Source organism: Paenibacillus sp. GCM10023252 (genome assembly GCF_042653305.1).
Lineage (GTDB): Bacteria > Bacillota > Bacilli > Paenibacillales > Paenibacillaceae > Pristimantibacillus.
This window is the reverse complement of record NZ_JBHSHW010000030.1, coordinates 179,848-203,033: the sequence shown is the minus strand read 5'-3', so window position 1 is coordinate 203,033 and position 23,186 is coordinate 179,848. Positions and strand designations below refer to the sequence as shown.

The 23,186-nt window shown below is 50.8% G+C and carries 21 protein-coding genes and 1 pseudogene; 6 read left to right on the top strand and 16 right to left on the bottom strand.

The annotated features are described in order from the left end of the window. Window positions 1-65: 65 nt before the first annotated feature. Window positions 66-1,862 (bottom strand): L-fucose isomerase, encoded by a 1,797-nt coding sequence (locus ACFO9Q_RS18775; RefSeq protein ID WP_379184930.1) that lies wholly within the window; start codon window positions 1,860-1,862, stop codon window positions 66-68. Between the two features lie 265 nt (window positions 1,863-2,127). On the opposite strand from ACFO9Q_RS18775, the gene ACFO9Q_RS18770 reads away from it, so the two are divergent. Both ACFO9Q_RS18770 and ACFO9Q_RS18765 read left to right on the top strand, forming a co-directional pair. Then, window positions 2,128-3,132, top strand: coding sequence for a LacI family DNA-binding transcriptional regulator (locus tag ACFO9Q_RS18770; protein ID WP_379184928.1), 1,005 nt, complete (start codon window positions 2,128-2,130; stop codon window positions 3,130-3,132). 124 nt (window positions 3,133-3,256) lie between these two features. After that, complete coding sequence (locus ACFO9Q_RS18765) at window positions 3,257-3,349, top strand: putative holin-like toxin (RefSeq protein WP_379184926.1); 93 nt, start codon at window positions 3,257-3,259, stop codon at window positions 3,347-3,349. Window positions 3,350-3,522: 173 nt separating this feature from the next. Here the strand turns inward: ACFO9Q_RS18765 and ACFO9Q_RS18760 are convergent. From ACFO9Q_RS18760 to ACFO9Q_RS18750, 3 genes and pseudogenes are all read right to left on the bottom strand, one after another. Next, window positions 3,523-3,624, bottom strand: a pseudogene (locus ACFO9Q_RS18760) (transcriptional regulator); the annotation flags it as partial. A 42-nt stretch (window positions 3,625-3,666) separates the two neighbouring features. Beyond that, window positions 3,667-5,034, bottom strand: a complete 1,368-nt coding sequence (locus ACFO9Q_RS18755; protein WP_379184924.1) for an MFS transporter — start codon at window positions 5,032-5,034, stop codon at window positions 3,667-3,669. A gap of 161 nt (window positions 5,035-5,195) precedes the next feature. Then, complete coding sequence (locus tag ACFO9Q_RS18750) at window positions 5,196-5,663, bottom strand: divergent PAP2 family protein (RefSeq protein WP_379184922.1); 468 nt, start codon at window positions 5,661-5,663, stop codon at window positions 5,196-5,198. 256 nt (window positions 5,664-5,919) lie between these two features. Here ACFO9Q_RS18750 and ACFO9Q_RS18745 point away from each other — a divergent pair, with 256 nt between their 5' ends. Next, a complete protein-coding gene (locus tag ACFO9Q_RS18745; protein WP_379184919.1) occupies window positions 5,920-6,507 on the top strand; it encodes a TetR/AcrR family transcriptional regulator in 588 nt (195 codons plus the stop codon). A 58-nt stretch (window positions 6,508-6,565) separates the two neighbouring features. Next, window positions 6,566-8,449: an LTA synthase family protein gene (locus ACFO9Q_RS18740; RefSeq protein ID WP_379184917.1), complete on the top strand. Its 1,884-nt coding sequence runs from the start codon at window positions 6,566-6,568 to the stop codon at window positions 8,447-8,449. A 78-nt stretch (window positions 8,450-8,527) separates the two neighbouring features. Here the strand turns inward: ACFO9Q_RS18740 and ACFO9Q_RS18735 are convergent, their stop codons facing one another. The 4 genes from ACFO9Q_RS18735 to ACFO9Q_RS18720 are packed head-to-tail and all read right to left on the bottom strand — an operon-like array spanning window position 8,528 to window position 12,246. Next, a complete protein-coding gene (locus ACFO9Q_RS18735) occupies window positions 8,528-9,238 on the bottom strand; it encodes an alkaline phosphatase family protein (protein ID WP_379184915.1) in 711 nt (236 codons plus the stop codon). A 25-nt stretch (window positions 9,239-9,263) separates the two neighbouring features. Beyond that, window positions 9,264-10,994: a LamG-like jellyroll fold domain-containing protein gene (locus ACFO9Q_RS18730; RefSeq protein ID WP_379184913.1), complete on the bottom strand. Its 1,731-nt coding sequence runs from the start codon at window positions 10,992-10,994 to the stop codon at window positions 9,264-9,266. Next, window positions 10,985-11,689 carry a LamG domain-containing protein gene (locus ACFO9Q_RS18725; protein ID WP_379184911.1) on the bottom strand — a complete coding sequence of 235 codons (705 nt, stop codon included), beginning with the start codon at window positions 11,687-11,689 and terminating at the stop codon, window positions 10,985-10,987. The genes ACFO9Q_RS18730 and ACFO9Q_RS18725 overlap by 10 nt, the downstream gene beginning before the upstream one ends. Further along, window positions 11,686-12,246: a hypothetical protein gene (locus ACFO9Q_RS18720; protein ID WP_379184909.1), complete on the bottom strand. Its 561-nt coding sequence runs from the start codon at window positions 12,244-12,246 to the stop codon at window positions 11,686-11,688. Before ACFO9Q_RS18720 ends, ACFO9Q_RS18725 begins: the two co-directional genes overlap by 4 nt. Window positions 12,247-12,490: 244 nt before the next feature. On the opposite strand from ACFO9Q_RS18720, the gene ACFO9Q_RS18715 reads away from it, so the two are divergent. After that, the gene (locus ACFO9Q_RS18715; protein WP_379184907.1) at window positions 12,491-12,826 is read left to right on the top strand and encodes an NPCBM/NEW2 domain-containing protein; all 336 of its coding nucleotides are present in this window, start codon (window positions 12,491-12,493) and stop codon (window positions 12,824-12,826) included. A gap of 336 nt (window positions 12,827-13,162) precedes the next feature. On the opposite strand, the gene ACFO9Q_RS18710 is transcribed toward ACFO9Q_RS18715, so the two are convergent. After that, entirely contained in the window at window positions 13,163-13,735 is a 573-nt protein-coding gene (locus tag ACFO9Q_RS18710; RefSeq protein ID WP_379184905.1) for a hypothetical protein, read from the bottom strand. A 245-nt stretch (window positions 13,736-13,980) separates the two neighbouring features. On the opposite strand from ACFO9Q_RS18710, the gene ACFO9Q_RS18705 reads away from it, so the two are divergent. Then, a complete protein-coding gene (locus tag ACFO9Q_RS18705) occupies window positions 13,981-15,357 on the top strand; it encodes a S1 family peptidase (RefSeq protein ID WP_379184903.1) in 1,377 nt (458 codons plus the stop codon). Between the two features lie 385 nt (window positions 15,358-15,742). Here the strand turns inward: ACFO9Q_RS18705 and ACFO9Q_RS18700 are convergent, their stop codons facing one another. From ACFO9Q_RS18700 to ACFO9Q_RS18670, 7 genes are all read right to left on the bottom strand, one after another. Further along, complete coding sequence (locus ACFO9Q_RS18700) at window positions 15,743-16,816, bottom strand: ABC transporter substrate-binding protein (protein WP_379184901.1); 1,074 nt, start codon at window positions 16,814-16,816, stop codon at window positions 15,743-15,745. Then, window positions 16,813-17,637 carry an ABC transporter permease gene (locus tag ACFO9Q_RS18695; RefSeq protein WP_379185019.1) on the bottom strand — a complete coding sequence of 275 codons (825 nt, stop codon included), beginning with the start codon at window positions 17,635-17,637 and terminating at the stop codon, window positions 16,813-16,815. Before ACFO9Q_RS18695 ends, ACFO9Q_RS18700 begins: the two co-directional genes overlap by 4 nt. 13 nt (window positions 17,638-17,650) lie before the next feature. Then, a complete protein-coding gene (locus ACFO9Q_RS18690; protein WP_379184899.1) occupies window positions 17,651-18,478 on the bottom strand; it encodes an ABC transporter permease in 828 nt (275 codons plus the stop codon). Then, window positions 18,471-19,583, bottom strand: coding sequence for an ABC transporter ATP-binding protein (locus ACFO9Q_RS18685; protein WP_379184897.1), 1,113 nt, complete (start codon window positions 19,581-19,583; stop codon window positions 18,471-18,473). Before ACFO9Q_RS18685 ends, ACFO9Q_RS18690 begins: the two co-directional genes overlap by 8 nt. A gap of 100 nt (window positions 19,584-19,683) precedes the next feature. Next, window positions 19,684-20,541, bottom strand: coding sequence for an EamA family transporter (locus ACFO9Q_RS18680; RefSeq protein WP_379184895.1), 858 nt, complete (start codon window positions 20,539-20,541; stop codon window positions 19,684-19,686). A 108-nt stretch (window positions 20,542-20,649) separates the two neighbouring features. Then, window positions 20,650-21,417 (bottom strand): MerR family transcriptional regulator, encoded by a 768-nt coding sequence (locus ACFO9Q_RS18675; RefSeq protein ID WP_379184893.1) that lies wholly within the window; start codon window positions 21,415-21,417, stop codon window positions 20,650-20,652. Between the two features lie 209 nt (window positions 21,418-21,626). Next, on the bottom strand, window positions 21,627-23,084 hold the full coding sequence (locus ACFO9Q_RS18670; RefSeq protein WP_379184891.1) for a hypothetical protein: 1,458 nt from the start codon (window positions 23,082-23,084) through the stop codon (window positions 21,627-21,629). Between the last annotated feature and the right edge of the window lie 102 nt (window positions 23,085-23,186).

The following is a 23,186-nucleotide window of genomic DNA, read 5'->3' as shown; positions in this document are numbered from 1 at the left end:
CGCGCCTTCCCGCCGCTTCGGCGCTCTCCTGCCGCTCACTCGCACGCGAAGTCGCCTTAGCTGCTCTACCGGTACAGCGGGCCGAAGGCTGCGCATGCGCGGAAGTCAGCTCCTTCGGCGGACTCCGTACCGAACGAGCTCCACACGCGCGGACGGAACAGGCCTTCCTCGGCCACGTTGTGCATCGCTACCGGAATGCGAAGCATGGAAGCAAGGGTAATTAGGTCTGCTCCAATATGGCCGTACGAGATGGAGCCGTGGTTCGAGCCCCAGTTATCCATGACAGAGTAGACATCCGTGAATGCTCCCTTGCCCGTCAGCGTCGGCGCGAACCAGGTTGTCGGCCAAGTAGAGTCCGTGCGCTTATCCAACGTGTCATGCACATCCGCTGGCAGATCCACCGTATACCCTTCCGCGATCTGCAGCACCGGACCAAGCCCCTTCACCAGATTGAGACGGGACATCGTGACCGGCATACCGCCCCGTGTCAGGAAGTCCGTCGAATAACCTCCGCCGCGGAAGTACTCCACCGAAGCCGGCCTCCAGGAGGTCGCGTCCAGACACTTCTGAACTTCCTCCTCTGTAATCTCCCAATGCGGCTTCAGCGCAGGCTTGCCGTCACGACTCTGCTCTCCCGTTCCATCCAGCGCTGCTGGGCCTGAATTAATCAAGTGCAGAATGCCTTGCGCCGCATGCCCCTCCAGCGTATGTCCCGTTACCCGCTTCACCGCATCCGGACTCCAATACGTCCGCACATCCGCGAAGATCTGCGCCGTATTCGTCAGCAGATTGCCTAACAGCATCACCACACCGTTGAGCGCGTCATTCTCCGTAGCAACCAAGTAAGGAGCGCGGCGCCCGTTCCAGTCGAACGACGTATTCAGGATAGCTTCCATGAAGTCCCCGTTGGGAAAATGATCCGTCCAAGCCCGCTGCCCCTGGAACCCGGACAAAATAGCCTGATGGCCCAGCGCCTCTTCGCCGAAGCCGAGCTCCTCCAGACGCGGGTTCCCAACCATGAGATCACGCGTCATCAGTGTCATCTTGACCACCGTCTCCCAGTCCTGATCCTTGCGTTCACGCGAAGTCTGGATGTCTGCAGGGTTGTTATCCGGGCCCTCTGGACAGTTCCCCTTCACCCACTCCAGCGCACGCTCGAACTCCTCCTTGTCGTAGATCTCCTCCTCCAACCGGCGGACGAGCTCCGTCATATCCACATACTCATTACGCATGCCTAGATAGTCCTGGAAGAACTCGTCGTTCACGATGGAGCCGGCGATCCCCATGGAGACCGAACCGATGGACAAGTAAGACTTGCCCCGAATGAGCGCAACCGCTAGACCCGCCCTGGCGAATCGAATCAGCTTCTCCTGCACATCCTCTGGAATCGACGTATCCCCCGAGTCCTGCACATCCTTGCCGTAGATGCCGAACGCCGGAAGCCCCTTCTGTGCATGGCCGGCCAGTACGGCTGCCAGATAGACCGCACCCGGTCGCTCCGTTCCGTTGAAGCCCCATACCGCCTTAGGGACAGACGGATCCATATCCATCGTCTCCGTGCCGTAGCACCAGCATGGCGTGACGGTAATGGAGATGCCTACGCCCTCCCTCTTGAACTTCTCCGCTGCAGCGGCTGCCTCGGCGACACCGCCGATGCATGTATCCGCGATGACGAACTCCACTTGCTGGCCATTCGGGTAACGCAGATGCTCGCCAAGCAGATGAGCGACGGACCTGGCCATATTCATCGTCTGCACCTCGAGCGATTCACGAACGCCCTTGCGGCGGCCGTCAATCGTAGGGCGAATGCCAATCTTAGGGAAGGCTTGCTTCCATCTGTATTCTTCTAGTGCAAGTGTCATGTCTCAGCTCTCCTTGGTAAGGTGGAATAGAATGATTTCCAGTCAGGTGGTAAGCGTATTCAAGAATAGAGTTATCGATAACCCCATTATAGGGGGTCATACTGAATATCACAACATAATTTTCCTTTATCACAATGAAGGTCGAGCAGAGATATCGATATCTCAACAAGAGGAGTTTTGAGGTTGCTCGTTGGTTTTATTTTATATACAATGAAGGCTTATAGAGGTTGGCAGTGATCTGTGCGATGGAGATGAGGAGATAGGAATGGTCACAATCTACGATATTGCGAAGGCGGCAGGCTGTTCGGCGATGACGGTCTCCAGGGTTATCAATCATACGGGGCGAATTAGCGACAAGACGAGGAAGCGCGTTCAGACCATCATGCAGGAGATGCAGTACGTGCCGAATTCGACCGCCCGCAGTCTGGTGCTGCAGCAGACGAAGCTGCTCTCGCTGCTCATCACGGATATTACGAATCCCTTCTACACGACGATGGCCAGAGGGGCTGAAGATGCGGCTAGACGACTGGGGTATCAGCTGCTGTTCTCGAATAGCGACGAGGATGCGGACAAGGAGAAGGACAACATTCATGCCGTGAGGGGCGCAAGAGTCGATGGGGTTATTATTGCGCCGGTAGGCGATCAGTCCGCAGGCCAGCTCCAGCAGCTGCAGCAGCACCGCATTCCCTTCGTGCTCATTGACCGGGACGTTCCCGGTATTGAGACGGATACGGTTCTAGGAGACAGCAAGGAAGGAGCTCGCAAGCTGACGGAGCATCTGTTGGAGCTCGGGCATCGACGAATTGCGTTCCTTAATGGATCATTGAATACTTCAACGGCGCGTCAGCGGCTGGAGGGGTACAAGGAAGCGCTCATTCTGGCTGGGATCGCTTATGATGAAGAGCTGGTCTCTGAGATTGGCTTCAAGGAGTCGAATGCGAGCGAGGCGATGGATAAGATTGCTCAGCTGGGAACGGATCGGCCTACGGGGATTTTTGCAGCAAATAATACGATTGCTCTTGCCGCTGTGAGGTCACTTCGCGATCGGGGGTTCAGCATACCCGGCGACTTCTCCGTCGTCTGCTTCGACGATATGGCTTCCGACTACGTCATCGACCCGTTCCTGACGGTGGCAGCCCAGCCGTCTTACGACTTCGGAGCTATAGCGGTTGAGCTGCTGGTTGCCCGTATTGCCGGAGAGAGAGAGGATACGAGGCGCATCATCTTGCCTTCGAAGCTGATTGTTAGAGGTTCTAGTGTAAGCATATAGAGCAAAATGATGACTATAGGCAATAACAAAAACCTAGTATTCACAAGCATAATTCTGATATAATTTGTGTACGCGTTGATAGATTGGCTGTAAGGGCGGTAGGCTTGCCTCCTGAGAGGAGGTGATGCCTGTGATCGAGATTAAGGATGCACTCCAACTGATGTTCTTGTTCGGAATGTTCATCCTAGCTCTGCTCACCTACTTAAACAAAAAGTAGACCGCCCTAGTCGATGGGGTGACGGTCTACTCTTCTAGCCCATATTGCCAAGCCACCGCCCTTAAAAGCGGCTACCTGCGCTGGGAGCGGTGTACCAGCACCGTTCCCTTAATTAAGTATAATCATAGCATGATCAATATATAACTATCAACAGATATAAGATATTAGCCATTTCCATTCATCATGTGGAACAGAATGAAGCACTTCCACTTGCCCCCAATCACCTCCAAGGTCACTCCCTCAGAGGTATTATAGCCCTTCGCTTCTAGAACCATACATCTTCACCCTCCTTAGAAAGCTCACTACATCATGGATTACTAATATTCTTCAAGGCTAGGTCCAGGGCGACGAAACGCCTCTCGACGCATGTAACCGAACAACACCGCACTGCCCGACAGCGCCGCTGTAACGAGATAGGCTGGCACGACGCCGAACCGGTCTGCAACCCAGCCGAGCAGGAGCAGGGATAGACAGAAGACGAGATTCAGAACCGTGTTCTGCGCGGACAGTACCTTAGGAAGCTCTGCATCACTCACACTCTCTTGGACGAGCGTCCGGCGCGTGATCGCAGACAGCTCGGTTGCCGGGCCGGTCAGTATGATGATGATGAGCGCCACAGCCGGGGATACATTGAAGGCGTATAACGCTGTAAGCACGGCGTAAGCCCCCATCCCTAGCAGCATAGCGGGGAACAGTCTCGTCTGGATCCGGCCCATATAAGCAAGGACCAACATTCCCCCAGCCAGCGTTCCGGCAAAATAAGCCCCATTAATAAACCCCCACCATTCCTCACCCCGGTGCAGCACCTGCTGAACATAAGCTAAGGTGAAGGCTCCGACCCACACGGAGCCTCCCAGCATATCGACAACATCCATGAATGTGAGTGTTGTTAGGCGGCGCGACAAGCGTATGCGCTTGAAGCCTTCCTGCAGCAGATGCAGTCTGTTACCCGGCGTGCCTGATGAGCCCGGTGAGCCAGCTGGTATCTCTGAAGCGGCGGACACCGAAGAAGCGTCTGGGGAGTCTGAAGCAGCTGGCTTGTGCACAGCCTCCGCTCCCTGCTCAATGCCTACTTGCGTCTTCGGATGCCGGAGGTAATGTCCGCTGTGCTCAAGCGGATCGTGCAGCAGCAGCGTGAAGCCCAGAGATAACACATAGAAGCTGCCAGCGAGCAGCAGCATCGTGGATGAGCCTAGCAGCGCAAGGAGCAGCCCGCTCACTCCCCAGCCAGCGAACTGAACGATTCGGTCGCTGATAGAGATGAGCGTATTCGCCTTCACCAGCTCATCACGCCCTGCCACTCTCGGCACCAGCGCATTCCTCGCAGGCGTAGTCCATCCGTCTAGCAGCGACATCGCGAATACGAGACCGAGCACGATCACTAGCTGAGGCGCTTCGCCGGTGGGAAGCGTCCACAAGTAGACACCAAGCACACCGAATAGGGCGACCTGACCTGCCTGCGACATGAACAATAGGTAGGGAAGCTGGAATCTCTCCAGCAGCAGCGGTGCCAAGAAGCTGGTTATCATCTGCGCGCCTACTCTTAATAGAGGAACAAGAACCGCTGATACGACCGAATCGGTCTGGTATAGAACTAACGCAACCAGAGCCGTTATGTACATAATGTCCGCGGCATTCGCCATCGTCTGGGTGCCTAGGAGGGTGTAGAAGTTTTTGCGATGCATGGTGACTGGTCTCCTGTTAGTAGATTCGATGAATGCTTCTATTCTAGCATAGATCACTCTCTTCGCTTATCACCGAATATCCGCGTATGAATAAGCTCCCCCGAAGTACCGTTCAGAGGAGCCTGCCGCCTTGCGAGAATCCCTTCATTAATAGCTGAACCTCATGAGTAGCCAGACTTCACCGCAAGCGCGCTTGCTGCTCCGATGGCTGCACCTAGTATTGCCCCCGCCGCAACCTCAGCAGGCTGATGACCAAGCGACTCCTTCAGCTTCTCCTTGCGCCGGACGTGATAGATACCTGGCTGTCCGCCGGCCAGCTTCTCCACATCGACGTCCAGGTCATTGACCTGCATCGCAATCTCCCCTGCATGCCTACGTATGTTCATCGCATCGTACATGACGATGATGCCAAGCATAGAGGCTATCGCGAACTCTGGTGTTCGGATGCCGTACTTAAGTGCGGTATAAGAAGCTAACGCCGCTACGCCGCTGGAATGTGAGCTTGGCATGCCGCCTGTCCCCACTAGCTTGTCCGGCTTCCATTCCTTCGTGTTCGCATACTGAATCGGAACCTTCAGCAATTGAGCAGCCCCCACCGCAACTAATGCGGTAATTAGTGCTTGATTCATGTCGCCTATCGCCTCCTTCACTGTCTTCCGTGCCCATAGTATTCCCTCTGCGGAGGCAGATCATGAAGGAGTGATTTTTTTACCAATGGGGGGGGACGAGTTCTAGCATATGGCTGGAATCGCCATCTTCTAGGGGTTGCTTTGTCTTTACATAATGTTATAAAATCAACGTTGTGTTCATTAATGTTCGATATGTCTATTAAATAGATGAGATAGAGTAGCAGCCCTTGCTAGTTATGAGAGGTGTTGAACGAGATTGAACCCTGTAATAGATCGTAGAATCGTGCGCACCAAGCAGCTGCTTGGCCATGCGCTAATTGAGCTGATCGAGGAGAATGGCTTCGAAGGAATAACGGTCCGTGATCTGACAGAGAAGGCTGGACTCAACCGCGGAACCTTCTACCTGCATTACCGTGACATGGATCATCTGCTCGAAGAGAGCAAGGAAGAGATGATGCAAGGCCTGCTCAATCTATCCGCAGAGCTGTCTATGGAGGATTCATTGCTCAAGGATGGAGAGCCGCATCCCGTGTTGATTGGAGTATTCGAGTACCTTGTACAGCACCGGCGGTTTTTCAGTATGCTGCTAGGGCCTAAGGGCGATCCCGCGTACCTGTATAAGCTTAAGCATTACTTGCAGAGTACCTTCTATAACAAGACATCTGTTCAAGAGCAGCACCCGGAGTCGCCCATCTCGCGTGATTACCTCATTGCATATATGTTCTCCGCCAATCTTGGCATGATCCAGCATTGGTTCGAGACGGGAATGACGAAGACTCCTCATGAGATGGCGAAGATGATAACTAGTCTAACAAGCAGGCTCGATGAGTGGATGGAAGCGTAAGAGGTATGCAAATATGGTCTCAGCACTGCTGTTAGACGTACGGAGAGGAAGATCGTATATGGCTCTTAGTTTGCCCCGGAAGTGGAGTACCAAGTCAATCTTGGTCTTCTCCCTGATTATGTTAGTGAAAAGCTACCTTACCTGGACCGTTCTATTCGAGGAAGGCTCGTTCTGGACGATCTGGCTGAAGGAGCTGCCGATTATTTTAATTGTGTTCTGTGTAATTGAATGGTTCTCTACAAAAAACAAATTGCTGATGTATCTCATTGTGAATTTGTTAATTACGATTTTGTTTTTCACCTTGATTGTGTATTACAGGCACTTCGGCATTATTCCAACCTATCATGTTCTCGAGCAAGCCAATCAGGTCGGGGCGGTTAAGAAAAGCATCTTCTCCGTCATCCATCCGAAATATCTGCTGATCTATATGGACATCCTGATTCTCGCTTATGTGCTGCTGCGCCGTAAAATTGCCGTAGGGTGGAAGCTCGCCTTCGCTGCAAGGACGAGCCGCAAGACGGTTGCCGCAGTATTCTCTGTTGCCCTATTCGCCTGCATGCTCAATATTCTGCCCCATACAGGGAGTATTAATGAGACGGTGAAGGCGGAGCAGATGGGCATTCTGAACTACGAAGCTTACAGTCTGCTGGCGAACAATGAGAATACACCTATTGAGAAAAATCTCATTACCCAATCCTCCATTAACGGAGTGAAGGGAATTAAGGAACCAGCTGCACCGGTTATGTTCGGTAAGGCGAAGGGTAAGAATGTCATTATCTTGCAGATGGAGTCATTCCAGAACTTCTTAATTGATCTGAAGATTGACGGTCAAGAGATTACGCCGGTTATGAACAAGCTCGCTCATAGCAACTATTACTTCCCACGCTTCTATCAGCAGGTTGGGCAGGGGAATACGTCGGATGCGGAGTTCGTGGTGAACACTTCCTTCTACGTACCACCTAACGGCCCGGCTACACAGATCTATGCGAAGAAGGAGCTGCCGAGCATCGCGAGATTACTGGAGAAGTACGGTTATGATACGGCTACCTTCCATACGAATGAAGTGGACTTCTGGAACCGTGGGGAGCTGTACGATGGTCTAGGCTTCAATCGATATTATGACAAGTCCTTCTACGGCGAAGGCAATGATGAGCTGTGGTTCGGGCCTTCCGACGAAGTGCTGTACAGCAAGACTGCGGAAGAGCTTCAGAGAATGGATGCGAAGGAGCAGCCGTTCTACGCTCATGTCATCTCGATGTCGGCTCATAACCCGTTCAAGCTGCCGGAAGAGAAGTACAAGATGACCTTGCCAGAGCGGTATGTTGACACTTATGTTGGCAATTATATTCAATCTCAGAATTATGCGGATTATTGCCTTGGATTATTCCTGGCTGACCTGGAGAAGAGAGGGCTGCTGGAGGACAGTATCCTGATGTTCTATGGGGATCACCGCGGACTGCCGGTCTTCTCGCTTGACGAGGACGATCGTGTACTGCTGGAGGAGATCTTCGGCCGCACTTATCTGGAGAGAGACATGATTAACGTGCCATTCGTTATTGCGGGACAGGGCGTAACGACAGCTGCCGAATTCAAGCAGCTTGGCGGTCAGGTCGATATTCTGCCGACGCTGGCTAACCTGCTCGGCGTATCGATGAAGGATCAGATTCACTTCGGGCAGGACTTGCTCAATCAGAAGCAATACAATCTGCTGCCGCAGCGTTATTACCTGCCTACAGGCTCATTCGTGAACAACGAAGAGCTGTTCCTGCCAGGCAGCGGCTTCGAGGACGGCAAGCACTATACGCTGTCCGGAAGCGACATCACCGAAGCCTCCGCATCCACGGAAGATGAGTTCAATCGTGCGCTGGAGCTGCTCCATCTGAGCGACAGCTACGTGAGCCAGCTGCCGGATCGCCCGGAGCCGAATGACGGGGAAGAGTAATTGTTTGATTTTTTTCTCTCAAAATAACAAGCTCCCGGAATTCCCGGGAGCTTGTTTTACATAGAAAGGAATGGCTGCCTATTTGTCATCTTTGCCTTTCTTCCCTTGATACAGCCCGTTCGGAATCTGGCCTTCATACGCGGCCGGTGTTTCTAGACGAAGCGCATTAACAATGACCGCTGCCGTATCCTTAATCTGCACAGGAGACGTGAGCATGGTTCCTGGGTTGATACCCTTGCCGCGAGCGGCCCAGAAGATCGTCGTATCCCTTGGAACTGCTGTTCCATGCGTATAGTTATGGCCGCCATGATCGGTCGTCATTATAATAAGACTGTCTTCCATTAATCCAGCGTCGCGGATGGCATCCAGAATAATCCCTACGTTCTTGTCTGTTTTCTCATATTGCTTGTAATAGGCTTCACTGCCGTAGTCGGTACTATGACCCGCCCCATCGAGTTCATCCAAGTGGATGAGCGTTACTTGCGTTTCCTTCCCTTTTGTTTGGATATAATTTACCGCTTTCTGCGTAATGGCATCATCGCCAGCCGTGTCGAAGTAGGCTTCAGCCGAGCGCTCAATCAGACCGTGGTAGATGGGGTTCCAATTGAGAAGCGCCGCTGTTGTCGATGCTGGACGCTCTTGCTTCAACAGCTTCATGAACGATGGATATGGAGCATTCTCCGCAAACGGATTGCCTAGTGTACCGTTATCTTCCTTGTGCGTAATGTAGCATACCCCGTGAAGCATTGCCCCCCAGGAAGGACCACTGGACTTCTGTTTTCGCTTCATAAGTGACAGCACCCTCGCGAAAAATTCATGCGCGGCGCGTTGGCTTGCTGGACAAAGCTGCCTGCACCATCAAGCCAATGACGAATACATGCTTGAATAACGGATATTTGTCGAACTTCTTCAACTCGGCATGAATGATCTGGACATCGAGGCCATTGACTTTGCCATCCAGATTAAGATCCGCCTTCTTCGCTTCCTCCCATCTCTGATCGGCCAGCTTGGAGCCGCTCAGCTTCCCGGTTAACTCCATATCTTCCTTGGTCAGAAGCCCATCTGCATTCACATCAATCAAATTCTCAACCGTAAGGATAGCTTCCGCGACATGACTCCCATCCTCTGACGTCACGGATATGGTGGTTGTTCCCGTCTCATTCGCCTGAGTGATTAACGTTCCGTTCTGATTCTGTACGTCCGCCACCTTAGGGTTACTGCTCTGAGAAGTGAACGACTTATTCGTTGCTTCCAGCGGTGTAACGTTAACTAGCTCTTGGCGCCTTCTTATACAGCTCTTGTACCGCATCTGCCGTAATGGCTTCCCGATAATATGCATATCGTCAAGCAAGGCGTCGAATCGGTTCCCCCATAACGTCCCTTTTCCGTCGACTCCGATTTTTGTCGTATAGCTCGTATCGATTGTACCTTTGCTATTGCTAATGGATTTTTCTTGGGTAAGCTTGCCATCCTTATAGATTCTGGCGTAGCCATCACGATCATGCGTAATGGCGACATGATGCCACACGTTGTCCCCGATCGGGATGGAGATGTCTTGGCGGGTGCTTCCGGATGTACGGTAGTTCCATAGGAAATTCGTCCCGTTCAACCCGATATACCAGCCAATATTGCCTCCGCTTGCCCAGTCTTTATTCGATATAATGGCAGGGTCAGCGTTAACGCCAGGAGTCTTCACCCAGAACGCCACGGAGAAGTCCTGATTCTCTCCGAATCTCAACTGGTCCGTCTGGCCGAAGTCGATGTACGGCGCAGTCGCTTCGCTCGTCGATTGGAATTGAAGGGCTTGTCCAATTCGGCCTTCAGCATAGTGAAGGGTTCCCTTCTCGGTGACAGACAGATCAGAGTCCGTATTGCCGTCGAAGGCGAATGATACGTTCCCGCTTAGCTCTGGTCGAACAGCTTCACCGGTGAGATCAACTTCACTCATGCTGGTGAACGTTCCGGCTGTGCCATACGTGCTGTTGATAACGAGCTTGACATAGCGGCCTGTCACCGGCTTGTTCAGTTTGGCGAAGTCACGGTAGACCGACCCGGACCATGTCTGTCCGAAGGTCCCCGCTGCCCGGTTCGTCTCGTCGCCGAGGTAATTCGGGTCGCTCAAGTCGGCCAGGTTATCCGAAGCGTAAAGCTCGAATGGTTTTGGGAATTCCTTTGCGTTATGATTAAGCCGGCTCATTCTCTGAATACCGCTGAGCTTGAAGGTCTCTTGCATGTCAATGATGATCCAATGCGGGAAGTCAGGTACGGGCTGCAGCCACTTCGTATGCCAGATGGTTGAAGGCAGCCCATCCAGAATGTACTGCGGCATATTACCCTCATAATCGTCATAAGAGCTGTACGATTCAATGGCAAAGGACGATTTTGGGATAAAGGTATAGATGACGGATTCCTGTGCGGACTTCAGTGCCCACATAAGATTAATATAAGCTTGGTCGATTGCCTTCACCTCGCCGTCAGCGTCAAGTACCTTGGCTTCGGCCAGGCGGACCGTCAATTCATTCAGGACTGGAGGCGTTAATGACAAGCCTGCCGTGTTCTGAATAGAGGAAGTGAAGTCCTCTGCTTCGGCGATAGTTGCTCATGTGTATAATAGACAGTCTCCGCCTTGTACGAATCGGACAGTGCCACGGCTTCTTCGTCTGACAGCGAGTGATTCCATATCTTCAGTTCATCAAGCGTCACCGACGCGTCTCCGTATTTTTTCCGGCCGTCCGCCCCCAGGATGATGTTATTCGCTGTGTCCATACTTGACGTACCTATTGGGGCGAGGCTGATAGATGCTTGTTCGGTCCCGTCCACATAGATCTGGGCTGAACCTGCGGCACGATCAACGGATATTGTGAAGTGATGCCATTCGGTTCCAACGCTGGCGGCATCCATGTCTATGCGTCCCCCCGAGCCGTTGCCCATGTTCAACGACATCGCATTCGCAACCCTTGGCCCGATGTACCAGCCGATATTCCCTTCAGAATTCCAATCTTTATTGGATATAATGGTCTGATCGCCCTTCAGATTACCTGCGTGCCAGAAGGATACGGTGAAGCTGTCGTTCCCGAACTTCAGATCCGGTCTATTGCCCAGATCAATATAATTGTCATTGCCTGCGCCGATACTGACCGCTCTCCCAACCTTGCCTTCCATGTAGGATACACTGCCGGCCATAGCCGCCATTCCTTGAGAGTCTGCCGCTGACTCGTTCAGGCTGTCGTCGAATTTCATATCGGATACGAGGCCTTTCCACATGTTCTCGGGTCGATAGGCTTTAATTCCGGTTCCGTACCGCCTGTTCTGAAGTTCGTTTGAACCTTATCGCTTCTGTTACCATAAGCGTCCACCGCCGTTACGGTAAGGATGTAACTCGTTGCCTCCTTCAGACCATCCATAGGAAAACTCAATTGATTAGGCGTAGGTGACACATAGTATTCCGATAATACGTTATACGATTTCTCAACCGCGCTCGTACGTGCGTTCAACACCTTGATCTTATAATGGTGCATGGATTGATCGTCTTGGGCTTGCCGTAAGGCCAGCTGCGGAACGTTATCCTCCCCTAACGTCACCTTAACTTGAGCTTCGGCGGGGAATTGAGGCGCAGCCTTGTTACGCTGTGCGTTCGTATAGACGAAGTTATACTTAATCTCCTCTATCGTGCTGCCATCTAAGCTAATTACCCAGCGATCGCCTGCCAGCGATCCCGCGCTGCTGTAAGGAGCATTGCCGCCCCCTTGCCACACTCCGCCAACATAAGTTGAACCAGAATCCGCGTTGAACGCCACTCGTTCAATCTCGACACGATCCGAATACACTTCAATGAACTGGGCTTGGCTCTGCGGGAAGGTAGCACGATTCAGTAACTACGGTGTTTGCTGAGCCAGTATCGAAGAAAATTAAAGCAGTGTAACTTGGGATGGGACTGCTAACAGCGTCTACATTGGCAAAAACCCCAACGAAACCCCTCTAACTGCTTTATATTATGCGAGAGCAGACAATTATATAGAGGTTTATAATGCTACTAAGCCGATGCAAACGGCACTATCTGGCAAAATCTACAGTACAGGCATTTACTTTAGCGCTGATTGGTCCGGTGGGAAACTTTATGAGGTGGATTACAATCTGGAGGGCAAATATGATGTGTTAGCAGGTGAGTTCGGTATTGATGACAAGTATAAGGATCGCGATACTTCATGCGCGTTGATTATTTTTGGAGACGATAAGGAACTGTACCGAAGCGTACAGACGAAGGCCGGGGATGTTGTCAAGGTCAAAGTTGAAGTTAAGAGCGTGAAAAAGTTAAAGATCGCATTTGAGCTAGAGAAAGGTAAAGGCGCAGCCTTTGTTAATCCTGTTCTCAAATAGGTGTATACGCATTGGGAAGGGATGACTAGGGGTAACCGCCGGGAACATCCCTTGTTCTTACAAGAACCGCCAATAAAGATCGGGCGCCATACGCGACTTTTTTGTTCCCTAAAATCAGTGTTGCTGTCAGTTGAAGTTAAAGTATTGGACTGAAGTCGTTGAATTACCGCGGTTTTTGAATTGAAGGATCTTCAGCATTTACAAAATAAGTATTAGACTGATCCATAAAGAAACAGCGGCAGGCCAAGACTTGAAAAATAAAGCCTTAGACTGCCGCAGTTGTAATTCAACTAACGTTCCCCGTTAACAACGACCGCACAAAGGCGCGTAAGAGGGTTACCTAGTTTCTATAATCCCATCAGACGGCAATATATTTATAGTATCACCATATAGATCAACTAACTCTTTTTCTTCTGCAATACTTAGGTTTGCATGAATATTTACAACTTCATTTTTAGTATCAATTCCAGTAGATACGTCTCCTCTATTTTTTAACTTTTCGAATATTTCTGTGTTGATCTCCTCCAATTCTTTAAAGCTATGCTTTGCATTAGTAAACTTTACTTTTGAACCCAACTTATCTGTTAGATCAATCTCTATTTGTTTCATTTCAGAAGTGTTTTTTATAACATTAAATACAACTTGGGACTTTTCATTATCATAGTATATCGTTGCAAAATTACTAAATTCTTCGTAGTTAGGAACGTTAGTTCCTACGTTGTTAATTGTCTTATTCTCTTTAAAGAATTTTATTATCTCTCCATCTATTATTGGAGTTACTTGTGATTGAAGTTCTTGATTTTTTTTAAATTCAGTCTCGTTTGCATTAACTTTCGTTGAATGGATATTAAAATGCCCAAAAATTACCACGGAGCAAAATAATCCACCAATTACCGCTGCTTTAAACATGTAATATTCCTCCTCTTGTTGTAATTCTCGTATCTCATTAATTGAATGTAAACGATATAGCAGGTCATCCTAATGAGACTTACCACATATTAGACGTAGGAGAACATATAAAGTTGCGGGTTTTAAATGGTGTTAACTAAAAATTTTAAAAAATCAATTTTTAACATTTATTTACTGTACAAGTCTTTTCATCATAAGGTAGATTATAGTATGTATTATTCAACTATGAGTGAGGAGAGAATAACTTGCAACCAAGAAAAGCATTATTGATGGGACTAACGTCTACTTTAGTTTTAGGAAGCTTGTATCTTCCCGGCCAAAAGACAAGCGCAAATGAGGACGTTAATACAAGAGTTGAAAATTTTCAAGCCCAGGTTACCCCTGTAATTGATCAGGAAGTCATGAAAGTCTTCAAGACAAATCGTACGGTAAACAATGGAACTAAAGAATTGCAAATTGAAGTTCCAGATTATGCAGCTCTAAATGATCAAGCAACATTCTACATTGATAACGAAAATGAGCAAGTTGTATTTCTAGTTTCAAATGATAATCTAAAGGAAATTAAAGAGTTAAAAAAGGAATTGTCTGATAAGCTGGGGACTAAAATTAAGTTCAAGGAAGCTAAGCACGCTTTTAAAGATTTAGCCAGTATTAATGACGCTGTTTTTAGACAATTAAAGGATAAACAGAACGTTTCCACGGGTATAAATACTGCAAATGAAGTGATTAATATTCGTGCTGATCTGTCTACTGAAGAGAAAGATCAATTGGTCAATACTTACGGAGATGTGTTTAACTTTATGCCTGCAGAACCGTTAGTAAATCCTCAATATGCAGTGGACTATCCCTTTAAAACTTTAAGTGCAGGGATTAAAATTCTTCCAGATACTAGTGCAACTGAAAAATCAAGTCCATCTTCTGGTACATATAAAACTACCAGTTATTGCACATCTGGCTTAATGGGTACTAAAAGCAGTCAAGCCTTTATGGTTACAGCGGGGCATTGTGTACTTTTCCCACATTCAAATGCAAGTACCACAGGTGGCAGTGGGTATGCTGATGGTGGTCTTGACTCAAATAGTAATGGAAAATTGGATTCAAATGAATATAATTGGATTGGTTGGCAGCATTATAGCCAAGCGTTACAAGATGGGAAAGATAAAGATATCGGTCTTATCAAACTTACAAATACTTCTTTAGCCCTAAATGCACAATGGTATAGTCATGCTCAAGCAGATACAGTTTCAAAGATCAAAGCATATGCAACTCCTCAAGTTGGTACACAGATAGCAAAAGTGGGAGCAACAACTGGATTTAAAATTGGTACAATCGCCGAGGTTAATTATAATTATAACATGAGGTTATATACAGATTTTACTACATCTAATAATGTTATTGTTAGTGTCACGGGCGGAATTCGTGTCTCCGGTACTGATTTTAGTACAGTAGGAGACAGTGGCGGAATTGTTTTTAGAACAACAGATAACGCAGCAATCGGTTTAATTTCCGGAGGTTCAGGTTCAACCTATGCATGTGCTGCATTCTATAACACCCTTCCTACCCTTGGAATTGCGCAATATGTTTATGACTATGATACACCACTTTCAAATTTACAAGGATAGTGCCTTTAATTAAGTGAACTAAACAAAAAGCGAAGCTCCCTTAATGTGGACCTTCGCTTTTTGTTTATTAATTTAGCTCAAAATTTCCAGTAAATACCAAGTCATGGCTTAAGAAATGTGTTAGGAATCTGACGCTGGATGAGATCAACTCTGCTCTGGTGAGGTTGCAGGTGCACCGCCATACCGTCCGGCTTATCATTTACGAGGAGTAACAATTGCGGCACGTGTCCGGCGTGATGACGTCTCGGCAGCGTGGTAGCTTTAGGCTGTACCCGTTGATCCGTATACAGGCGTTGAGGAAGATGAATGGATACTGAATAGAGATGTCAGCCGAGCCGAGCTGGTAGAAGTGTGGGCAGAGGATATGAGGTGAACGTGAAATTCCCTACTTCCGGTGCATCTTGAACTCGAGGAACAGCTCGTTGTAGTGCGCGAGCATCCGCTTGCCTAGGTTCTCGTACACCTCGAGCTTGCCCGTCAGCTCGCGGCTCGGGTAGAACCGCTCGTCACCGGAGATCTCCTCCGGCAGGAACTCCAGCGCCTTCGCATTCGGCGTCGAATAGCCGACGTACTCTGCATTGCGCGCTGCAACCTCAGGGTCTAGCATGAAGTTCATGAACAGATGCGCGCCCTCGATATTCCTTGCCGTCCGAGGAATAACCATATTGTCGAACCACAGGTTCGAGCCTTCGCTAGGCACCACGTAGTCCAGCTTCTCGTTCTCCCCCATAATCTCCGACGCATCGCCAGACCATACCAGCCCAACCGCTGCCTCTTCACCCGCAAGCAGCATCTTGATCTCATCGCCGACAATCGCCTTGACGTTAGGCGTCAATCGATTCAGCTTCCTCTTCGCCTCCTGCAGATGCGACTCCTCGGTATCATTAAGCGAGTAGCCGAGCGAATTGAGCCCCATCCCCATCACCTCACGAGCACCATCCAGCAGCAGAATCTTGTTCCGAAGCCGCGGATCCCATAGATCCTCCCAGCTATTGAATGTCAATCCGTCTACCATATCAGGATTGAACACGACGCCTACCGTTCCCCAGAAGTAAGGGATGGAATACTCGTTTCCTTCATCGAACGACAGGTTCAAGAACGCCGGGTCGATATGCTTCAGGTTCGGAAGCTTCGACTTGTCGAGCGGCACGAGCAGCCCTTCTTCTTTCATTTTGCTAATGGCATATTCTGAAGGGATACTGATATCGAACGTCGTGCCTCCCTGCTCAATCTTCGTCAGCATCGCCTCATTGGAGTCGAACGTCTGGTAGATGACCTTGATGCCGGTCTCCTCCTCGAACTCCGCAATGAGTTCGGGGTCGATATAATCTCCCCAATTGTAGATGGTCAGCGTATTGCCGCCTGTGTAACCCTGAGATGAATTCAAGTAAGCAGTCAGATACATGAGCCCAACCGCAACCACCACCACAACAACGAACATCCGCACGAGCTGCTTCATGGTCTTGCCTCCATTCCAGGGGTCCGTGCCGCACGCCGATTAATGAAGTAATAGCCGATGACGAGCACGACCGTGAAAAGGAAGATCAGCGTCGACAGCGCATTGATCGACAGCGAGATGCCCTGACGGGCCCGCGAGTAGATCTCGACAGACAGCGTGGAGAAGCCGTTGCCCGTCACGAAGAATGTCACCGCGAAGTCATCCAGGGAATAGGTCAGCGCCATGAAGAAGCCCGCGAAGATGCCCGGCTTGATGTACGGCAGCACCACCTTCGTCAGCACGTCCGTGCGGCTAGCCCCGAGATCACGCGCCGCATCGAGCAGCGTCGAGCTCATCTCCTCCAGCTTAGGCAGCACCATGATGACGACGATCGGAACACTGAACGCGATATGCGACAGCAGCACCGACGTGAACCCGAGCTTAATGCCCAGCATGGTGAAAAAAATCAAAAACGAAGCGCCGATAATAACATCCGGGCTCACAATAAGGACATTGTTCAGCGTCAGCAGCGTATTCTGCGGCCGCCTCCTCCGCACCTGCTGAATCGCCAGCGCGCCAACAACTCCAAGCACCGTCGAGATCGCGGCAGACAGCAGCGCAATGACGAACGTATTCAATACAATAATAAGCAGCCGTGTATCTGCGAATACCTCGCCGTACCACTCCAGCGTGAAGCCGTCGAAGCCGGTCATCGTGCCGCCGCTGTTGAACGAGTACACCATCAGGTACACAATCGGAGCGTACAGGATGGCGAAGACGGCGACCAGATAGAGGTTAGACAGATTCGATAATCTGAATGGGCTCGACAGCCGTTGTTCCATGCTTCTGCCCTCATTAATGCCCTGCTTCACGCTTCATCCCCCTCTTCCGATTGCCCGTGAGCACCATAATAATAGCCATCGCGATAATGAGGAACACCGCAATCGTCGCACCCATCCCCCAGTCCTGCGTCACGAGGAAATGCTGCTCGATTGCCGTACCCAGCGTAATGACCCGGTTGCCGGCGATGAGCCTTGTAATCATGAACAGCGACAGCGCCGGGATGAAGACCGCTTGACAGCCAGACTTCACTCCGCTCAGCGTCAGCGGGAAGATGACCCGCCGGAACGCAGTCCACGGCGAAGCGCCAAGATCCCGTGCGGCGTACACAAGCGAGGGATTCAGCTCTTCGAGCGCGTTGAAGATCGGCAGAATCATGAACGGGATGAAGATGTAGACCGACACGAAGACGAAGCTGAAGTCGGTGAACAGGATCTGCTTGTTCCCGATGCCGACCAGCTCGAAGAAGCTGTTCACGAAGCCGTAGGTGCCGAAGATGCCGAGGAATGCGTAAGCTTTCAACAACAGGTTAATCCAGCTTGGCAATATAATGAGCAGCAGCCACAGCTGCTTATGCTTCGTCTTGGTCAGCAGATAGGCCGTCGGATAAGCAATCAGCAGTGAGAAGGCCGTAATTAGGAACGCGTACCAGAATGAGCTCAGCGTCATCCGCATATACGTCGGTGTGAAGAACTTCACGTAGTTCCCTAGCGTGAAGTTCCCCTCCACATCGAAGAACGAGTAATAGACAATCAGCACGATTGGTGCAATGACGAACAGCACAATCCAGAGCATATACGGGATCAGGTATACATTGCGTGTGCGGGCAGCGGTGCTATTCATCCCGGCCATCCTCTTGCTCGGCATAAGCCTCCAGACGCTTGTCGAACTCCTCTTCCGTCTCTCCGAACCTCATGACATGAATAGCTTCCGGGTCGAAGAAGAGCCCAATCCGCTCCCCAACCGTCACTCGCTTCGTCGAATGGACCAGCCATTCATTCCCCGCCTCATCGTAGCAGGAGATCTCATAATGGACCCCGCGGAACAGCTGCGAATCTGCTCTAACCTGCAGCTTGCCCTGATCGAGCGGGACAATCTCCAGATCCTCCGGCCTGATCACAATCTCAACGGGTTCGCCATGCCTCAGGCCCGCATCGACACATTCGAAGCTCTTGCCTGCGAACGCGACGAGGAAGTCCTCCTGCATCTGCCCGCTGACAATGTTCGACTCGCCGATGAAGTCAGCGACGAACCGGTTGATCGGCTCATCGTAGATGTCGATGGGCGTTCCGCTCTGCTCGATGACGCCCTTGTTCAGTACGAATATCTCGTCGGACATCGCGAGCGCCTCTTCCTGGTCATGCGTTACGAAGATGAACGTAATGCCCAGGCGGCGCTGCAGCTCGCGCAGCTCGTACTGCATCTCGGTTCGAAGCTTCAGGTCCAGCGCTGACAAGGGCTCATCGAGCAGCAGGATCTCCGGCTCGTTGACGATTGCCCGGGCAATAGCCACCCGCTGGCGCTGACCGCCAGACATCTCTGTAATCTCACGGGACTCATAGCCCGCCAGGTTGACGAAGCGCAGCGCTTCGGTGACCTTCGCTGTAATATCCGCGCTCTTCATCTTCTTAATCCGCAAGCCGAAGGCGACATTCTCGAACACGTTCAGATGCGGGAACAGCGCATAGTCCTGGAATACCGTGTTCACTTGTCTCTGATTCGCAGGCACATTATTAATTCGCTTGCCGTTGAAGTAGATATCCCCATGCGATGGCTCCGTGAAGCCTGCAATCATACGGAGGATCGTCGTCTTGCCGCAACCGGACGGTCCGAGCAGCGTATAGAACTTGCCCCGTTCAATCTCGAAGGAGACCCCTTGCAGGACAGGGGGATCATTGTCATATTGCTTCGACACTCCATCGAAGCGAATAATAGGCTGATTACTCATAAGCATGGCACCCCTTAACATCCCAGTGAGCAGGAATGGTATATGTAGAGCGGATAGATATTGTGTCATATTACGTATTAGCAACGTTATTATACAACATTTAATGCCCGAACAGCCTCATCATGAGAATACCGACGAAGGCCGTGATGATACCAGCCGTCTCCGGAACGGTGAATGGCTCCTTAATGGCGAAGCGGGTATAGAGCAGCACGACGATGACACTCGAAGCGGCGACGGCAGAGACGAGCCCTGTCGTACCCAGCTCGAACGCATTCAGCAGCAGCACCATGCCGAGCACGTTGGTTGTCCCTACGCCCATTCCGGTCAGGAAGGTACGCCGTACAGACCAGTTATGCACAACTTCTGAGTGATGACGGCGATCATACACGTACCAGCCTCCGAAGCATACCGCTCCAGTAAGGAACATGAAGAATAACGTCGGGAACAGCGGACCGTTAATTATCGTAGAGTACTTGCCTGACAAGTCATTGCAGGCGAAGAGCACCGTTGCCAGCATCGCCCAGCCTGCACCCTGCATATTGCTCCAGGTAATGTCATTCGAGTAGCGGACCAGCAGCACACCGCCGAGAATGACCAGGAAGGCAAGCCCCTGCAGCAGCGTCGGCTGCTCTCCCCACAGCACGAAGGCCGCTGCAACGACGAATACAGCAGGCAGCGCCGTCAGGATGGCGACAATCGATACCTTGCCCACGGCGAAGCCCTTGAACATACTCGCATTCGCCCCGAAGGAGAACAGCCCCATCTGGATACCAATGAGCGCATTGGCATGCCAAGGCTGTCCGGTGAGTATTGTCGCTGCCAGCCCGATGACCGCTCCGATGAAGAACGCTCCGCACAGGAGCAGATTCCGATTAATTCGCTGCTGACTCGTCCAATGATATAGAATGCCGCGCAGTCCGAACACGACCGCAGCCAGCAAGGAGTATGTAAGCCACATGATCCATCATTCCCTTCCCCAAGCCCCCATTATAACATGTTGAAAAACAACAAAAAACACCCTTTCCTAGACCATCTGGTCATTGGAAAAGGTGTTCAAGCTTCAGGCTTACTTTCCTTCCAGCCGGTCGCAATAGATGACGATGGCATCGCGCAGGAAGCTGGCGAGCCCCTCCTGAACCTTATCGATGTTCGCGGTGAACCTTGGGTCCGCCACATACATCTCCCCTAGCCCGCGCCAGATCTCGGTGGAGCACTCGTAGAAGTTGTCGGTAATATGCTGGCGCATAGCTCCAACTATCTGCTGCACCTCTTCATCCTCGGGCCCCTTGGGCATTGCCGCAATGAGCTGGCGATACAGCTCCTCATTGCGGTCATGGATTCTCTTCCAATCCTCTTCCTTGTAGCCAGCTGTGCGTCTTGCTGATTCCTTGTACGCGTCTGTATTCCCGTACTTCTCCTTCGTCTCCTGCTCATACTTCTGCTGGTGCTCTTCGATTCTCTTCATATCGAACGGCTCGAACTTATCCTTATTGTCCATCGTTGTTCCTCCTTCAAGGGATGTAAGGGTGAGATCCACCGACTGAATGATACGCTCCAGCCGCCTCAGCTTCTCCAGCAGCAGTTCCTTGTGACTGTGCAGCGCACGCTTCTGATCGAACCCGGGGTCGCTTACGATCTCCTTGATTCGAGTCAGGGGGAAGTCCAGCTCCTTGAAGAACAGAATATGCTGGAGCTTGCTTAAGTCCTCATCGCTGTACAGCCGGTAGCCGTTGTCCTTCACCTCAGCCGGCTCGAGCAGCCCGATGCTGTCATAGTGGTGCAGCGTCCGGACGCTTACCCCTGCCAGCTTCGCCACCTCATTAATTCGGTACATCTTGATCACCTCTTACATTCATCCTAGAGGATGACGTTACGTTAGAGTCAACAGGATATTTGGAGTATGCGAACCACAGCTTGTGAACATTTCGTAAAATAATGTGGATAAACCACCCTGTGGGTATGTGTATAACTATCGTATAAACGTTGAAAATAAGGCTAAATACCCTGTTGGTAATGTGTACAACTCTGTGGATAAATGGTTCCCTACTGCCTGGAAGCTGCAGCTCGCCTGTTAGTTGCATGTTGGATAAGCTGGACAACCTTGGAAGTGACGTAGATAACACCGCTCACCAGCATCATATCGAAGCAGACATTGAACAGGAACAAGTGCTTACCTAGGTCCGCCTCTCCGTCCCCAATGAGCGGAATGAGGAAGGCGAAGATGCCAATCAATCCAATGGCTGCGAAGATCTCCAGCATGACCTGACGCCTTGCATCTGCCTTGCGGCGGACATATTCGGCAGCAAGCACGGCATAGTAAGCTGCGTACACGACAGCAAGGAATGCCAAGCTCTTCGGCAGCTTCGTATTCTTGAACTCGCTCCAGCCGCTGTACGCGAAGGACAAGGCTCCTGACTTCTTCCCTTCCGCCTTCTCATAATTGCCTAAGTAATAGGCCCTAATGCTCATGCCGTTCGCCGCGGCCCGCTCCATCTTCTGCAGCAAGCGCGACGGATGCTTCAAGTAATACAGCCCCACATCCTTGTGACCTAGCCTGTTGTACACATACTTCTGGATGAGAGGATCATTCTGCTTGTACACCGTATCCCCTTGGAAGAAGTTCGTCCCCGCATTCGCCTTCAGCTCCTGCGGCAGACCAAGCTCCTTCAGATCCTTATCCACATGTGGAGAATCCTTCAGTATGCCATAGAACACCGTCTGGTACAGGTTAATATGCTTCAGCTCCTTCGGAGCGGCGACATACATGCCGACGGTGAACAGCAGCAGGACGGAAGACCAGACCACGATTCGCTTGCGCCATACCCGGTCCTGTCTAAGGGTCCAGAATCGGAGTCCAACGACGAGTAGCAGCAGGCCGATCGGCGAATTCTGCAGCTTCGTACCAATGAGGAATAGTGCCGAGACGTAGAACAGGGTGAGCAGCTTCATGGATGGTTCACCATCTGATCTCACAATAGCAAGAGCAAGAGCGAACGTGAGGAGCATGAAGATGAGCGTAATCGCCTCACCGAAGAAGGAGTTGAAGTACGCCATATACGCTACGTCCAGGAATATGAACAATAAGACTGCAAGGAATACGAGATTAATGATCATAGACTTCGACTTGTTGTATCTCATGATGACATAGAGCGCAGACAGCATGAGCAAGGCAGACAGCGCCGAGAGCAGCCGAATGTCGAAGAACTCGGGGTGAACGACTCGCCCAATTAACCCTGCCAATACGATGAAAATAATCTGGGAGGACACATAGCCTCCTGTTGAGAACGGAACATAAGCATACTTGGAGTGGAAGAAGCCGAAGTAGCGATCCTGGAACGACTCCCCATCGTCCATATAGTTGATGCCCCCGGTAATCATAACCCGTAGGAAGTCTCCATTGTCCGCCACGCCAACTAGCGGCTTCATGAATAGAATGATGAACATGATAACGGCTGCTGCTGCGACTAGAACCCATTCACTTGTTAACCTGAATCTTCTCACCTGATTGAACCTCCATCAATTCCCAATAATGTCCCTATTATGACATAGGGGGAGGAGGGTGACAATTGATGCGTGCTGGAGGCGATCATAGAACAAGGCGAT